General features: G+C 46.1%; 14 protein-coding genes and 1 pseudogene. 7 read left to right on the top strand and 8 right to left on the bottom strand.

Annotation, left to right across the window (positions count from 1 at the left end; translation table 11 throughout):
• The first annotated feature begins 34 nt into the window (after positions 1–34).
• From PP769_RS09750 to PP769_RS09730, 5 genes and pseudogenes are all read left to right on the top strand, one after another.
• The gene (locus tag PP769_RS09750; RefSeq protein WP_312646941.1) at positions 35–1504 is read left to right on the top strand and encodes an MFS transporter; all 1470 of its coding nucleotides are present in this window, start codon (positions 35–37) and stop codon (positions 1502–1504) included.
• Positions 1505–1553: 49 nt separating this feature from the next.
• The gene (locus PP769_RS09745) at positions 1554–1841 is read left to right on the top strand and encodes a hypothetical protein (RefSeq protein WP_312646940.1); all 288 of its coding nucleotides are present in this window, start codon (positions 1554–1556) and stop codon (positions 1839–1841) included.
• A 15-nt stretch (positions 1842–1856) separates the two neighbouring features.
• Positions 1857–1961 (top strand): annotated as a pseudogene (locus tag PP769_RS09740) (hypothetical protein); the annotation flags it as partial.
• A 39-nt stretch (positions 1962–2000) separates the two neighbouring features.
• Positions 2001–2222, top strand: coding sequence for a BON domain-containing protein (locus PP769_RS09735; protein WP_312647047.1), 222 nt, complete (start codon positions 2001–2003; stop codon positions 2220–2222).
• Positions 2223–2242: 20 nt separating this feature from the next.
• Positions 2243–3556: an MFS transporter gene (locus PP769_RS09730; RefSeq protein ID WP_312646939.1), complete on the top strand. Its 1314-nt coding sequence runs from the start codon at positions 2243–2245 to the stop codon at positions 3554–3556.
• Positions 3557–3811: 255 nt separating this feature from the next.
• Here PP769_RS09730 and PP769_RS09725 read toward each other — a convergent pair whose 3' ends face one another.
• From PP769_RS09725 to PP769_RS09695, 7 genes are all read right to left on the bottom strand, one after another.
• Entirely contained in the window at positions 3812–4426 is a 615-nt protein-coding gene (locus tag PP769_RS09725; protein WP_312646938.1) for a response regulator, read from the bottom strand.
• A 56-nt stretch (positions 4427–4482) separates the two neighbouring features.
• Complete coding sequence (locus tag PP769_RS09720; protein ID WP_312646937.1) at positions 4483–5115, bottom strand: hypothetical protein; 633 nt, start codon at positions 5113–5115, stop codon at positions 4483–4485.
• 103 nt (positions 5116–5218) lie between these two features.
• Positions 5219–5530, bottom strand: coding sequence for a hypothetical protein (locus PP769_RS09715; protein ID WP_312646935.1), 312 nt, complete (start codon positions 5528–5530; stop codon positions 5219–5221).
• 396 nt (positions 5531–5926) lie between these two features.
• Positions 5927–6295 carry a response regulator gene (locus PP769_RS09710; RefSeq protein WP_312646934.1) on the bottom strand — a complete coding sequence of 123 codons (369 nt, stop codon included), beginning with the start codon at positions 6293–6295 and terminating at the stop codon, positions 5927–5929.
• Between the two features lie 120 nt (positions 6296–6415).
• Positions 6416–6784, bottom strand: coding sequence for a hypothetical protein (locus tag PP769_RS09705; protein WP_312646933.1), 369 nt, complete (start codon positions 6782–6784; stop codon positions 6416–6418).
• A gap of 220 nt (positions 6785–7004) precedes the next feature.
• The gene (locus PP769_RS09700; protein WP_312646932.1) at positions 7005–8819 is read right to left on the bottom strand and encodes an ATP-binding protein; all 1815 of its coding nucleotides are present in this window, start codon (positions 8817–8819) and stop codon (positions 7005–7007) included.
• Complete coding sequence (locus PP769_RS09695) at positions 8803–10182, bottom strand: sigma-54-dependent transcriptional regulator (RefSeq protein WP_312646930.1); 1380 nt, start codon at positions 10180–10182, stop codon at positions 8803–8805. The genes PP769_RS09700 and PP769_RS09695 overlap by 17 nt, the downstream gene beginning before the upstream one ends.
• 964 nt (positions 10183–11146) lie before the next feature.
• On the opposite strand from PP769_RS09695, the gene PP769_RS09690 reads away from it, so the two are divergent.
• Both PP769_RS09690 and PP769_RS09685 read left to right on the top strand, forming a co-directional pair.
• Positions 11147–12193 (top strand): glycosyltransferase family 4 protein, encoded by a 1047-nt coding sequence (locus tag PP769_RS09690; protein WP_312646928.1) that lies wholly within the window; start codon positions 11147–11149, stop codon positions 12191–12193.
• Positions 12194–12604: 411 nt separating this feature from the next.
• Entirely contained in the window at positions 12605–14773 is a 2169-nt protein-coding gene (locus tag PP769_RS09685) for an amylo-alpha-1,6-glucosidase (RefSeq protein ID WP_312646927.1), read from the top strand.
• A 129-nt stretch (positions 14774–14902) separates the two neighbouring features.
• Here PP769_RS09685 and PP769_RS09680 read toward each other — a convergent pair whose 3' ends face one another.
• Positions 14903–15313: a hypothetical protein gene (locus PP769_RS09680; protein ID WP_312646926.1), complete on the bottom strand. Its 411-nt coding sequence runs from the start codon at positions 15311–15313 to the stop codon at positions 14903–14905.
• Between the last annotated feature and the right edge of the window lie 75 nt (positions 15314–15388).

Raw genomic sequence — 15388 nt, 5'->3', positions numbered from 1 at the left:
TTTTAGAAACCATTTCATGTAAGACCGGAAAATCATGACTACCTCTAATCATGCTGACATCTCACCAAATAAATGGGATTTGTTTAACAATAGAAACTTCAGCATGCTGTGGGCCTCCCAGGCAGTCTCACAAATTGGAGACGGTTTAACCAAAGTGGCTCTCTTATGGTTTGTGTACCAATTGACGGGATCGGCCTTAAAGATGACGATCATCGGACTGTTGCAAACGATCCCCCCGCTGGTCCTGAGCCCCATCGTGGGTGTGTATTTAGATCGATTGCCTAAAAAACCCGTGATGGTGATTCTTGATGTCATCCGAGCTTTTATAATTGTTCTCATTCCGGTCTTGTATCTTTTTGATGCCCTGACCTTGGAAGTGCTGTTTATTTTGGTGTTTTTCACAGCCATCTTCTCAACAGCTTTTGGGCCGGCCTTGGCTGCATCGCTCCCCCTTCTAGTGAAACCCTCTGAACTCATGTCCGCCAACTCCCTTCTTCAATCCACGACAAATATGGGCATACTTATCGGCCCGGCCATATGCGGAGTTTTGATTGCATGGCTGGGCACCCAGAATGTTCTCTATGTAAATGCAGCAACGTTTCTGTTATCCGCCTTGTGCCTATTGCCGATCAAAGGTCATTCATTGACGACCGCTCCCAGGATGGCCAATGTACCGTCGAAAGTGAGTCAGGACCTGGCTGTCGGAGTACAATTTGTCTTTAGAGAAAAACCCGTTCTTCGCGCGCTCCTCATTACGACAGTCTTTTATACGTTGGGGGCCAGCGCTTTTATCTATGTGCTTCCACTTTTCGTCAACGATCACATTGAAGCCGATCCTCGATGGTTGGGGTGGCTGTGGTCTGCAATGGGGGCAGGAATGCTGGCTACCTCCTTTGGCCTGAGTTGCGTGAAGAACCTGGGGCTAAATAAACGGATCTTTCTCATCGCCATCTCAATGATCGCGGGAGGAAGTGCGTTGCAATTGCTAGCTCATTCACATTCGGTCGTATGGGGGTTTATTCTCGTAACACTTATTGGGGCCAGTACGGCTGCCTTCACGCCTATTGCCTGGTCTATCATCCAAGAAACAACCCCCAACCATTTAATGGGACGAGTGTTTACCTTAATCAATACTGCGAGCATGGCCATGGCCAGCGGAGGCATGGTGGCCTTTGGAGGGGTGGCTGATACCTTTGGTTCAGTGGCTGGCATTTCGATGATTGGTTTCGTATTTTTGATTACAGGCATGGTCGTGATTTTCTTGAATCGCTCCTCCTTTCAAGGAGAAAGGCTTCTCCCATGGAAGAAGATGGAACTTTCTGCCCCTGATGACACGAAAAAAGTATGGAGACCTGTCAGAATTTCTTGTTCCAAGCCACTCTCCATGCATAGATCAAGGAGGGAGAACCACCCATGGATGTTGGATACCTCGCCATATTCCTCTGATAAAATCCCGAATATTTCCCCAAAACGTGGGTCTCGCGCACCACCATGGTCAAAATAAATCCACATAATTAATCTACGGGCTATTCCATGAAAAGGAGAGGTGTAGAATGAAACATCACTCTCGTGACCTTCTAGTCATGAGTCTGACTGTGACGCTAATTGCCTGGAGCCAGGTATTCGGCTCACCAACCCTTTTGGAACTGACTTCTTCTGTTCCTGACAAGACTCTTGTGGTCCAAGTCCAAGATCATCAAGCGAAGCCCTCCCAGGAACTGGAATCTTCCGAGGAACCCCCGCAGAAATCATCAGACAAAGACAACATTCTTCAATCTCAGAATTTGACATTAAAACTGGCATTTATGGAGGATCCTCGCCTTTTTCCATACGATATTTAGTGCCAGGTCCAGGAAAAAACGGTGGAGTTGAGAGGTGAAGTTTCGGTGGAGGAAGAAAAAACCATAGCCACAACCATCGCCACCAATCTGTTCAACGGGAAAAAAATTATCAATCACATCGAAGTGCGCCCCTCTTTACGCGCCGCCATACAGGCCAAAATGGACGCTCGACTGACTGAATTAGTGAAACAACGGTTTGCTCATAGTCAAACACTGCGGGATGCCGGTTTTGAAGTCATGACGATTCGGGGGGTGGTATCTCTGAGCGGACGGACCCGATTTCAAGTGATTGTCTTGGAAGGGGCACAAACGGCCCGTGAAATTCCTGGCGTCATCGCAGTCAATACTCAAAATGTTCGTCTCGAGGCAGGGAATGATTAAAGGGACTCAATCGCCACATCATGTCCAATCTTTCTCTATCTTCTTCCGACATTCCTCACCCTCTAGCTCTCGCCACTAATCCCCCCCTTTTATTTCAAAGGAATTTTGGACTGCTTTGGTGGAGTCAGCTCATTTCCCAAATCGGGGATGGGGTAACCAAACTGGCCTTGTTATGGTTTGTCTATGCGGTGACCGGTTCCGCTCTCCAAACCACAGTCATTGGAATCTTGCAAACCCTCCCTCCAATTGTACTCGGTCCCTTCATAGGAGTATTGATTGATCGTTTTCCAAAAAAAATCATTCTCATCAGCACGGACCTCATACGAGCCCTGCTAATTGGGCTCATTCCCTGCCTGGTCTCTCATGAGGCGTTTACGGTTGAATATTTGTATGTCCTGGTGTTTTGCAATGCCGTCGCGACTTCCTTATTCGCGCCAGCCTTATTCGCCACCATTCCATTCATCGTGAGGAAATCTGCATTGACGGCTGCCAATGCTTTACTACAGAGCACCATGAGTTTGGGGGTGATTTTCGGCCCCCTGTTAAGCGGACTGGGGATCGCCCTATTAAATTCCCAGGACGTTCTCTGCCTTAATGTTTTGACATATATCGGGTCGGCCTTATGCCTCGTATGTATTTCCATTCCGGAAATACCACACAAAGCGGCTTTCCCGGCGGCAACCCTTAAAACTTCCATTCGCAGCTATGTCAAAGATTTCAAAGAAGGCGTTCAATTTACTTTCTTTCGTCAGCCTGTCATCCGTCTGCTTATTTTGACAGCTGGATTGTATAGTTTTGTCATCAGTGCCTTTCATACATTGTTGCCGGTCCTTGGAAGGAATATGTTGAAACTGGGTCCGGTGGAGGTCGGTTATCTCACTTCCGGGGTGGGTGTGGGTCTATTTTTGGCCTCTGTATTCCTTGCGAAAGTCGCCCTGGGACCACCATGGCAACGCATTCGCCTACTCGTGACCACCAGCCTCTTCACGGCATTGGCTCTTTGGGGATTTACCGGGATATCGGAATTGCCCCTCAGCCTCCTGGTCGTCGTCCTAATTGGAATGGGAAGTGGGGTCTTAACCCCGATTGAATGGGGAATCATCCAGGAGATTTCTCCTCCACAACTTATCGGGCGAGTCCTGGCCCTGTATGGAACATTGGCCATGCTCGCCGCCATTGGGGGAATGACCACATTTGGTTGGGTGACGGAACAGTTCGGAGAAGTTTGGACCCTACTGGGTATGGGAATGGTTCTGCTTCTGACTTCTTATATCGCGTTTAAAATTTCCCGACGAGTCCGAAATTCCAACCAGGAGGTGAAGTGTCTTGAATAATCAACTCCCTCTGCAGATTCTTAATCAATCCAACCTGATGGTTTTTTGCCCGAAACGGCATTCATCGCGGAGATATCTCTTGGGCTACCACCAGCAATTGGATGAGGAGAGTGATTCCCACAAGGAATGGGGGAGATAGGATTTCAATAAATTTTATCGAGGAGAATTTTTGGGTCCCTCGCCAATAATTGGCTTTTGTCCGGAAAGAGATCACTGAATGTGTTGTTCTACATTTATTGGGATCCCGAAAAATTTTTAAATGTTATTAACCACTTCTTTAACTTTCGTCGCTAAATCAGAGAGAGAACATGGTTTTTCCAAAATGGCATAAACCCCTGCCTGTTCAGCTTTCTTTCGAATGCCCACACTTACATCTCCTGACACAAAAATAATGGGCACGTACCTGTGAGTTTGGTGCAGCCAATCGATTAATGCTAAGCCATCCATCTTGGGCATGCGAAAATCTGTCACCACCATATCAACATCCCTTTTTTGGAGTTGTACTTTGGCCTCTTCCCCATTTCCTGCTTCAACACATGTCATTCCTATTCGGACCAAACGATCGCGCAAAAGTATTCGAAAGTCTGTATCATCATCAACAATCAGGATGGTCTTTCCTGCTGATCCTTTCTGATGCCTTATTTCCTTTGTCATGACGGAACGATCCCGATTGAATATGTCCACAAGTAATCCGTTGCTCATCGCCTGTCTCCTGACATCTCTTATTTCGGTTTTTCTCCCGATAAAATGCCTTCCAACTCTACACACGGTCATTAAAGAATATTTCTTTTTTTGAAAGTTGCCATCTAAATGGGCTTCGGTACCAGGATCTCTATGTACATCCCAGGTGTTACCGATCCGGTAAGGCATTCATTCCCCCTATTAGGCACCGTGTCCAATCCGGACACTCGGACCGATCTCTCGCATTATTTAGAGGTGGCTTCTGCTTCTCCTTTTAATTCCTGAATCTTAATCCCATATCCAGCCTCTCCTAACTGTGCCACAATTTTGCTCCCCTCTCGAATGTTTCCTTCAAGAACGCTCTGGGGATCAAGATGCACTATTTCTGTGCGGTCCCCCAGTTTCACATAAAGAAAGTTCCCCTTTCTTTTCTCGAGCATCCCTTTAATACTCCGAAGTACCATTGCGTGTTTAGGATTCGCCTTATTCTGCTCAATTTTTTGAACTGTTTGGAGGGAACCATCTTTGCCAATACTTGCCTTAACGCGATCCCCTAAAAATATGTCCCCTATCTTCCGAGTGTTTTCTCCAAAGTGAAGATCCCAGGCCCTCCCAAAAGGCGTCTCCACGATGTACCGCTGATCCTTCATTTGAGAAAAATCTTTTCCTACGAATTCTCCCTGCACCCTTGTGACTTCTCCTTCAATAATGGTCTGTCCGATTTCTCCTTGTCCTTGAATCACCTCCTGCCTGTCGTCGGAAATTAATCCCATACTCATGGAAGTATTCAAACCCAGGACCCCAACCACAACCATCAGGACAAACCCCTTCCTCACCGAAAATTGGTGTTTAATTTTTCCAGAATTTTTTCTATACATAACACCCTCCTGCTTTTTTGTTCTTCGCGAAATTCGACTAAAAAAGGAACGCACTTTCAGACCTCACTTTTCCGAACTTTCCCGATTCCAGGAATTTCAATTCTCACTCCGGTAGCACTTTCACTTCTTTGGCATGACCGTCCGGCTCTACCATGGCCGCAATCGTGACACCCGGTAAAACATTCCCTATAGTTTCTGTATAGTTGTCCACTTGGATTTTCCATTCAGTCCCTTCAGAATCCTGTACGACGCACCAATCCCCGTCTACATCTTTAACTTCTCCGCTCAACATGGTCAGAGACGCAATTTCCCTTTCTGTATTCGCTGCCATCCCCAATTTTTCCGAAGCCTGGGCTAACGGTACGCCAAAAATGAAAATGAAAAACCCAAAGAATAAATAACAAAATGATTTCATAGGATCCTCCTTACGTTATTGGGTAATATTGCGTTCTCTTTCCTCCTGCTGAAGATCTCATTGAGGAAAGCTCTTATTCTTTTATGCGCAAACTTCAGGCCATGCCGGTTAAAACACTTTTCAAAGATAAACTACTGACAATTCAGGCTTTTCCCATATGTTCGATTAGGAGGCATAGGAGAGAAGATCATGTAATAAATCCTCGGATCGAGAAAAAATTACAAAAATGATGAATTTTTTACAAAATTATGAAAGAGGGAAAGATAATGTTATTGGGCGAGGTCCCGCTTAGAAGAATCGAGGATATTTGGAAAGGATTACAGAACAGAGGAAACTGGCGGAAAGGCAAAAAAGGAGTAAAATCCGCGAAACCCTTCAGATATCAACCGGATTGAATCAGTCTAGTGTCTCCATAAGAGATTTAAGATGGGATGGTCGAATGGGCTTTTCCAAACATCCGACCAAATTGAAATGTTGAGCCCGGGATTGAATGCCCTTTTCTCCGCTGACGACGATGATATCGATACTTGGGTTATACGATCGAAAAATTCTAATTAGATCCCACCCGTTGATTTCTACGTTCAACACCGGGGGAAGGTTGATATCGATGACGGCTACTTCGAAAAATTTCTCTTTAATTTTCTTAATGGCTTGCAACCCATCTTTGGAGGTGTCGGCATTATATCCATACATTCCGAGCATGGCCTTGAGGCCCTCACGACTATTCATATCATCCTCGACAATTAAAACGTTTTTTTTAGCCATTCGACACCAATTGATGGGGCATCATCCTTACCCAAAATCAAAAAAAAGTTTCACTTCATTCCCAAGGTTCCTTTGCCTACCTTGCACCTCTTTCTCGTCAATTTTCAACACGTTTTCTTCCTAAGGTTTTGTGGAATTATTGACAATTTCCTTGGTCAAGGTATGGGCTTTTTCCGATAAATTTAATGCCATTGACAGATCATTTTGTGAAAAAGCCTCATGGGCTTTTTCCAGAAAACTATTAATAGAAACGTAGGTATCGTGCTGTTCCTTGGACAGTTGGCTTTCATTAATGGTACGCAACAAATTTTGCGTCTCATCTATTTTAGCCTTATAGGTCACAATCTCCTGACGATTATCTTTATTAGGAATCTCGGGGACAAGGATTGCCGGTTTTTGCTCTTGAGAAGGCGGGATTGGTTGTTGAGGTATATCGGATGGGATTTCATTTTTACCCGGGATAGCCTTAGACGGCGTGGGATCGTTCACAGAAACCGGCCTCATAGGAAACGAATTGGAGGAAAGATGAAGGAATGACGGGGAAAATGCCTCTATCCTGTGTGTGATCTGATTAGGATACCAACGGTCCGCTCCTGGTATCACACCATCAAAAGAGCATCCACTACAGATCACCGTCATTCCCCACATGAGAAATTGACTACCACCCATGAAGGCCCTCTGTTGAAAATATGACAAAATAAACGTCACCTCAGATTTTTCTTGGTAATCGGATAATAAAGGTGGTGCCTTTTCCCATTTCGGTTTGAACATCAATTACTCCTTCATGCAATTGAATAAAGCGGTAGACCAACGAAAGCCCCAGACCGCTTCCATGATGTTTGGTAGTGTAATATAATTGAAAAATTTTTTCTTGCATTTCAGGAGGAATACCAGGACCCTGGTCGCTGATGGAAATCCGTATTTCATTATCTTGATGGGTCGACGTGGCAATTCGAATATCCCCGCCTTGTTCTTCCATGGCTTGACAGCCATTCAAGATAATATTGAGAAACACCTGACTTAGGAGGTCAGGATCCGCGGAAATGGCTGGCAGATCCGACTCACAATCCAGGACAAAGCGAATGCCCTTATTTCCCCATTCCCTTTCTAATAAGCTCAACTCCCTCTTGAGCAACTGATTGACATCCACGGAGGAAAGTTCCAGCTCTTGCGGGCGCATGAATTTCAAAAAACCAAGTACCACACGATCCAAACGATGGACTTCCCCTTCCAGGACCTCCAAGCTTTTCTGGAAGTCTCCATTGAGGCCTTTGGCTTCCTCCTTTAAAATTTCAAGATGAATAACCATTGCGTTCAGAGGATTTTTGACCTCATGGGCGAGCCCTGAAGTCAGTTGTCCCAAAGTCGTTAGCTGGGCGGCATATCGAACCAACGATTGGAGAGTTTTCATGGATTCTATATCTCTGCATAAAATCATTGCTCCATGAAAACGTGGGGAGGAACTTAAATAGATCACCGAAATATAAAACGACTTGTTTTCTCTTTTTCTGGGCAAAGAGCAGGGGACGGCCTTCAGATCTTTCCTTTCCGCTAACGCTTGGTTAACCAATCGAATCAGTGGGGTAAAGGATTCTCCCAACGACTCCAATCGATGTCCTGGAAGGTGAGGCCCAGGGATATCCACCATGAATTCCATGGCTTGATTGAGAAATAGGACTTTTCCTTGATCGTCAACGACAATCACCCCATCTTCCAAATGTTCGATCACTCCTTGAAGGTGCGTCTCCTCACTCAGGGTATTGAGACGATCCGATTTCAGTTGTTGCCCCAACAATTGAAGCTGCGACGCCAATTCTCGAAATTCATCGGTCCGGCTTAAATCCGTTAACACATCAAAACGTCCTTGACGAAGTTGCTCCATTTGCTCGGCCAGGGCATGGATGGGACGCAAGGTCAACGTCGCTAGGCCCATGGTTAACAACCAGGCAATTGGCAAGGCCACCAACGCAAATACAACACTGGTTTTCAAAGAAGAAGTCATTCTTTCACGAAGCAGACTGGTATGGATTCCGACAATGACTTTGCCGATGGGGACATTCTCCCAGGTTATGGGAAGCGCACTGTCAAAAATGGATCCTTCCTGATATAGCACAGTGAAACGGTCAATGGGCCCCAGGGAAAGAAGGTCCTCGAGCTTGGGCCTGGTCGGATGCGGGCGCTCCGTTTTAGCGCCTTCGGAATGTAAAAGGGTTTTCCCTTGAGGATCAACAATAAGGGCATAGAGGAGATGAGGCGAGTACCCCACGCTGGCTTCAAGAAATTTTTTGAGTTCCTGATTGGTGGCCAGCAAGACAACAGGATGGATATCGGGTGACTGAGCATTCAGCACCACCCGCTTACTGTACTCAAAAATTTGTCGTTTAATGAGAGAAACCTGCTCCGAGGTTTCCTGGACGATGACACGGCTTAACTGAGAAAGATTGAGAAATGTACTACCAACCACCACTACCAGGGTAAGGACTGTAACGCCTAACGCTTCCTTTCCCTTAACGTTCAATCGCATCGTGTAATCCGTACCGGTGAAGCTTATTGTGAAGGGTTTTCAAACTGACACCAAGAATCTCCGCTGCCCGTGTCTTATTGTTTTGATGATGTTTCAAGGTCTGAATGATAAGTTGGCGTTCAGCATCTTCGATTGTCGATCCCATGGGCAGGTGCACCGCGCCTCCCTTCTCCTCTGAACTTTCACTGTCCGCTTGTTTGGCAAATTCGGGAAGATGCGCAGTCGTAATCACATCAGCCGTACACGTCATCACGGCCCGTTCAACGGCATTTCGCAATTCACGGACATTTCCGGGCCAGGTATGCTTCATTAAGCGCTCTAAGGCTTCATCATTAATTGACTGGACGGTTCTCGAATAATTGACATTAAATTCTTCAATGAAGGCCTTCACCAATAATGGAATATCGTCTGTTCTGTCCCGGATGGGCGGGAGATGGATGATACACACATTCAAGCGATAATAAAGATCTTCGCGCAATGATCCATCCTGAATGGCCTTTAAAGGATCCTTATTCGTCGCCGCTACGACACGGACATCCACCTGGATCGGAACTGTTCCGCCAATCCTTTTGACTGAAGAATCTTGAAGAATTCTCAGAAATTTGGCTTGAATAGAAGGACTCATTTCGGCCACTTCATCCAGAAAAAGTGTCCCGCCATGTGCCAGTTCGAAACACCCTGGTTTTCTATCCAAGGCCCCTGTAAAGGCGCCTTTTTCATGCCCGAAAATTTCGCTTTCCAGGAGGGTTTCAGGGATGGCCGAACAATTTACCGGAATGAATGGCCCTTTATTTCGATCCGACAGTTCGTGGAGACTTTGCGCGACCAATTCTTTTCCTGTGCCACTCTCCCCGAGGATTAGGACCCTCGCCGGCGTCGGGGCTGCCAGTTCAATGAGACTGTAAATTTCCTGCATGGGTTTACTCTTACCCACCAATTTGCCCAGTCCCCACAACCCTTTCAGTCGTTTACGCAATAGAACCATTTCTCGATGGGTCTCTCCTCTTTCCAGTGCTTTTTCCACCATTATGCGAAGCCTGGCCACATCCAGGGGCTTAGTCAAATAATCGTACGCACCCTGCTTGATAGCCGACACGGCCGTCTCAATGGTCCCATGACCAGTCAGGACGATGACCGGACTAAATATTAATTCTTTCTGGAGAAACTGAATGAGCTCGAGCCCATTGAATCCAGGCATGACCAAATCGGTAATGACCACATCAGGATGCAAGTGAGGGATTTTAGTCAGGGCTTCCTTCCCATCCCCAGCCTGTTCCACTTCATAGCCCCATTTGGCCAAAAGGATAGCCAACCCTTCACGAGAAGCCTCTTCATCATCAACCACAAAGATTTTTTTTGGCATGTTTCGTCTCACCCTGCGGCATTCATGATCCCAGATCATTCAGATCTCAGGTTTACCCCTTTTTTATGAGATCATTGTGGACTTTCTCAAAATTATACCCCTTGGCTTGAGAATCTTCATCACAAAAGAACAACTTTGAGTATTACCAGCCATTCGTTGTTCTCAAAACATTTTAAAGTCATTCGCTGTCTGAAAAGGAAATAGCGTACCTTTTATTTATTGGACAAACTTTCTTTTGCCTTTTTTGCCTCCCAATTCAATGTATGCGCCATTCTTTGGATACCCACGGAATTGAAGCTCAAAAATAGGTATTTTTAGGAATTTGATGATAGGTATATGTTGATTAATCAATCTTGAAAAATGTCTGATCGAGTTTCCCACATCTGCCTCGGAGGCAGGAGGGAGAAGCGCAAACCTCTCTGATCTATCTTTGGGTAACGATCGGGATCCATATCTTCAGAGTATTCCCTCAGAGCACGTCGAATGAAGGAACTGTTCGTCGAGATCCAATTGTGGAGCACAGTCTTGTAAATCTCATCTGGAAATATGATCCGGTGAAAAGTGCTTATTGTGCACAAGAGAAAGCACCATGGCATACTGCGTTTCTTGTTTTATCGAAATGGAAGCATTTGCTTGTACCATACTACTTGACTTTTTTTAGGGAAAGATTATTTACTCACCAACAATGTGACAATTTGATTGAGTTGCCCAAACGTTTCAAGCTTTTGGTCAATCATATGTGACAGGACATTCCCAAACCTGGAGGTAAAATTCCCGACTTGGGCCGGCGGGGAAATCGCAAGAATTGTTTTTTAGACTTCTTGAATTTTCCGCCGTAGAGAGAATCCTGTCCGAATATACTCTGAAGCAGATCGAGAAAAAGATATACGTTACAGGGCTCTCATGCCTTTAGAAATACGGATATGTCATTTTTCTTCAATGTGAAAACCTGAGAGTTGAGGGTATGCGAATAGCGCAGGTCGCTCCCTTATATGAAAGTGTGCCCCCGAAACTCTATGGAGGAACGGAACGGGTCGTCTCGTATTTGACTGACGAACTGGTCCGGCAAGGCCATCAAGTGGCGTTGTTTGCTAGTGGAGATTCGGTGACCACGGCGCATTTGGTTGCACCCTGTCATAGGGCTCTCCGGCTTGATCGCCATTGCATTGACCCCCTGGCCCACCATGTTACGATGCTGGAACTGGTTCATCGGGACTCCCATCAATTCGATATCATTCATTTCCATACGGATTACCTGCATTTTCCCCTTTTCCAACAGATAAAACATAAAACGTTGACCACCTTGCATGGCCGACTGGATATTCCTGACCTCGTGCCGTTATATAAACAATTCAGCGATATGCCGCTGACCTCTATTTCTTTTTCTCAGCGGGAACCCCTGCCATGGGTTAATTGGGTTGGGAATGTCTATCATGGCTTGCCAGCAGAGCACTACACCTTCCGGGAAGAGTCTGGTGAGTATTTGGCTTTCATCGGAAGGATATCGCCGGAAAAGAGGGTGGATCGCGCAATTGCCGTGGCGAAACGCGTAGGTCTTCCTATTCGTATTGCCGCGAAAGTGGACAAAGTGGATCATGTCTATTTTGAGGAAACGATCAAACCCCTTCTGAAGCATCCCCTTGTGGAATTTTTGGGAGAAATTGGGGAAAGAGAAAAAGATGCCTTTTTAGGAAAGGCCAAAGCTCTCCTGTTTCCCATTGATTGGCCGGAACCCTTCGGGTTGGTCATGATTGAGGCATTAGCGTGCGGGACTCCTGTCATTGCCTACCATCGCGGATCGGTTCCTGAAGTGTTAACCCAGGGTGTAGCGGGATTTATCGTCCAAGATATTCAGGAGGCGGTGAAAGCTGTTGAAAATATTGAGACTCTCAAAAGAACCGCATGTCGGCAAATATTCGAAGAACGGTTTACTGCAGAAGTTATGGCGAAAAACTATCTTGATCTCTACTCCTCACTCATGCGCCTGGGACCTCAATTGGAGGCAGCGTAATTAATACAACAAGACGAGCCTGAAGGAATTAATGTCTCCCCTCTCCCTTTTAATGCAGGGGAAGAAAAGCGAAGTAGGCACCTCCATTTTTACACCCGCTGATAACGAGAAAAGTTATCCCGGCAGGAAGCAACCGTCGAGGTTATGACAGTATCCTTCTAACCTGAAGCATTTTTGACCATATCATAAACTCCCCAAGCATTATCTTGGCATGCAGATACGCAATCAAGTATGTTTGAAATCATCTCATTTACTCGCGAGGACTGCCCATTTGTTCGTGAATCAACCATTTAGAGAACCAATGGAAATTCCTGAAATGTTTCACTCATAGTTACATCTCTGAATATCCATCTCTTGATACAAAGGCTTTAAAATTGTTTCATTTCCCTTCCCAGGGTCAAAGGAGATCCAATGGAGAAGAAAATCATCCGGATAGGAGATGAGCATTATATTCTGGCGACATCCGCCCTTGCCGACGCCCGAACGCATGTCTTAAAGCATGGAGAAACGTTTGGCATTTTCAATCGGTACGGTGATATTCAACGCGTTGGGTTGGGCGAGCAGGGACTGTATCATGAAGGAACTCGGTTTCTTTCCAAATTTGAATTTAATCTTGAAGAATCCCATCCTTTTCTTCTCAGCTCCACCATCAAGGAAGACAACGCCTTACTTGCTGTGGATCTGACTAATCCTGATCGTTATCAAAACGATCTGACGTTCCTCCCCCGAGGCACTCTCCATATTTCTCGAACAAAGCTTCTTTGGCAAGCTGGGTGCTATGAACAGGTTCAGTTCACCAATTACTCATTAAATCCGTTAATCCTGAATTTTTCGATCCAATTTGAGGCGGATTTTGCAGACATCTTCGAAGTACGAGGGGAACTACGTCCTCAGCGAGGAGTGATGACCGCGACGCTCCTGAAAAGCAAAGCCGTCGTGTTTGAATATCAGGGGCTGGATCACATCAAAAGGATCACGAATCTTACCGTCGATCCTTCTCCAACAACAGCCTCCACAAAGTCGATGATTTTTGAGGTTTCACTTGCTCCGCATGAAGAAAAATTTTTTCATATTAATGTTGCCTGTTCGGTGGAGGGTCAGGTGCCGGAGCCAATGAATTTTTCCACGGCTCGAGTCCATGCCGCCCATGCCTTGCAAACGGCCAAGGCACAGTACTGTAAGATTTACAGCGGGAATGAACAATTCAATGACTGGCTGAATCGGTCTCTCGATGACATCTGCATGATGACCACTGATCTTCCTCAGGGTGCCTATCCCTATGCGGGTGTGCCATGGTTTAGCACCGCTTTTGGGAGAGACGGCATTATTACAGCGCTGGAATGTTTATGGATTAATCCGGATCTTGCGCGGGGGGTGTTGACCTTTTTGGCCTCCACCCAAGCCACGGATATCCTACCGGATCAGGATGCACAACCGGGTAAAATTTTGCATGAAACCCGCAAGGGCGAAATGGCGGCCCTCAAGGAAATTCCCTTTGAGCAGTATTATGGAAGTGTCGATTCGACCCCGCTTTTTGTGCTCTTGGCCGGAGCATATTTCGATCGAACGGGAGACAAAGATTTTATCGTCTCGCTCTGGCCTCACCTGGAACGGGCGCTGGCATGGATTGATGCATATGGAGATCAAGACAAGGACGGTTTCGTGGAGTATTTTCGGCAAACACCCAACGGCCTCGCTCAGCAGGGCTGGAAGGATTCCAATGATGCGGTGTTCCATGCAGACGGCACCATCGCCGAAGGACCGATTGCTCTCTGCGAGGTTCAAGGATATGTGTATGCGGCAAAACGGGCGGCGTCTCATTTAGCGACCCTTCTTAAATACCATGATCGAGCAGAATCACTGTTACGTGAAGCTCAAACACTCCGCCACCAATTCAATTTGCAATTCTGGTCAGACGAATTAGGCTCGTACATCCTCGCCCTTGATGGGAACAAAAAACCCTGTGCAATTCGATCTTCCAACGCCGGGCATACGCTCTTTACTGAGATTGCCACACAGGATCGAGCCGAACGCATCGCCAAAGGATTATTAGAGGAGGACTTTTTTTCTGGTTGGGGAATCAGAACAATCCCGACCGGTGAGATCCGATACAATCCTATGGCCTACCATAATGGATCGATCTGGCCACATGACAATGCTCTCATTGCCTTAGGGATGAGCCGCTATGGATTGACACAAGGTGTCGAACGGCTCTTAGGAGGACTTTTCGATTTAAGTATTCAGGTTGACCTGCATCGACTCCCTGAGTTGATTTGCGGGTTTCCCCGAAAACCCGGGGAAGGTCCAATTCTCTACCCGGTCGCCTGCGCTCCTCAAGCATGGGCGGCAGGTGCCGTATTTTTACTGTTACAGGCCTGTCTCGGCATTTCCTTCCACGGTACCAATCGGGAAATCCGATTCACGCATCCCTCTCTTCCCGAGTTTTTACCGGCCATTCAGATTAAAAATCTTCCCATAGGAAATGTTTCGGCAGATCTGGAATTTACCCGGACCAAATCAGATGTCATGATCAATGTGACTCGAAAAGATGATCTACTGAGTATTGTGGCAGTCCGATAACGGATTGCCACAATTTCCTCATCCACACCTATGGTTTGAATACTAAATTAAAATGCAATGAGAACCCTTGAAGTGACCCTTTACAATCTGATCTCTCTCAAGGATGGGAGGACTAAATACAGCACTTACTTACTCTTTTCCACATTTGATTTTTAAGGATTCGATATCGTCAGACATGTCTAATTCTGCTAAGTCACTGTTTCGTTGATTTGCGACAAACACTACTTCGGTTCCGGAAAAATCCGGATCCTTATAGGCATAAACCATTGCATTGGGCCCCACAATCAGACTTTCAATTTCATTATTCCAATTCTGACCGGCCACATCCTCTAACGTGGCTGACTGAAAAGGTCCCGCTACACGGACATGGGGATCGTCAACATCAAAATCAGTATCCTCAAATAACTCTACCCAACAATTTTTATCGACCACTTGCATTTCCATATCACTCGCACCTGCGACCATATTTTCCTGGCCATAGGCCATTCCCGCGATGAAGGTCAGAGCCAATGCCCCGTTAAGCATGTAGGTACATTTCATTTAACACCTCCGTATAAGTTATAAGGTCCATTTAAAAATGAATTGCGATGGCTCATATTAGCCTTCGCCAAAACT

It is taken from the genome of Candidatus Nitrospira allomarina, assembly GCF_032050975.1.
Lineage (GTDB): Bacteria > Nitrospirota > Nitrospiria > Nitrospirales > UBA8639 > Nitrospira_E > Nitrospira_E allomarina.
The sequence above is the reverse complement of the archived record's forward strand: the minus strand, read 5'-3'. Positions and strand labels throughout refer to the sequence as shown.

Coding starts and splice junctions, on each gene's coding strand:
- PP769_RS09750 (WP_312646941.1), top strand. CDS start 35: ATGACTACCTCTAATCATGCTGACATCTCACCAAATAAATGGGATTTG.
- PP769_RS09745 (WP_312646940.1), top strand. CDS start 1,554: ATGAAACATCACTCTCGTGACCTTCTAGTCATGAGTCTGACTGTGACG.
- PP769_RS09735 (WP_312647047.1), top strand. CDS start 2,001: ATGGACGCTCGACTGACTGAATTAGTGAAACAACGGTTTGCTCATAGT.
- PP769_RS09730 (WP_312646939.1), top strand. CDS start 2,243: ATGTCCAATCTTTCTCTATCTTCTTCCGACATTCCTCACCCTCTAGCT.
- PP769_RS09725 (WP_312646938.1), bottom strand. CDS start 4,426: ATGCCTTACCGGATCGGTAACACCTGGGATGTACATAGAGATCCTGGT.
- PP769_RS09720 (WP_312646937.1), bottom strand. CDS start 5,115: ATGTATAGAAAAAATTCTGGAAAAATTAAACACCAATTTTCGGTGAGG.
- PP769_RS09715 (WP_312646935.1), bottom strand. CDS start 5,530: ATGAAATCATTTTGTTATTTATTCTTTGGGTTTTTCATTTTCATTTTT.
- PP769_RS09710 (WP_312646934.1), bottom strand. CDS start 6,295: ATGGCTAAAAAAAACGTTTTAATTGTCGAGGATGATATGAATAGTCGT.
- PP769_RS09700 (WP_312646932.1), bottom strand. CDS start 8,819: ATGCGATTGAACGTTAAGGGAAAGGAAGCGTTAGGCGTTACAGTCCTT.
- PP769_RS09695 (WP_312646930.1), bottom strand. CDS start 10,182: ATGCCAAAAAAAATCTTTGTGGTTGATGATGAAGAGGCTTCTCGTGAA.
- PP769_RS09690 (WP_312646928.1), top strand. CDS start 11,147: ATGCGAATAGCGCAGGTCGCTCCCTTATATGAAAGTGTGCCCCCGAAA.
- PP769_RS09685 (WP_312646927.1), top strand. CDS start 12,605: ATGGAGAAGAAAATCATCCGGATAGGAGATGAGCATTATATTCTGGCG.
- PP769_RS09680 (WP_312646926.1), bottom strand. CDS start 15,313: ATGAAATGTACCTACATGCTTAACGGGGCATTGGCTCTGACCTTCATC.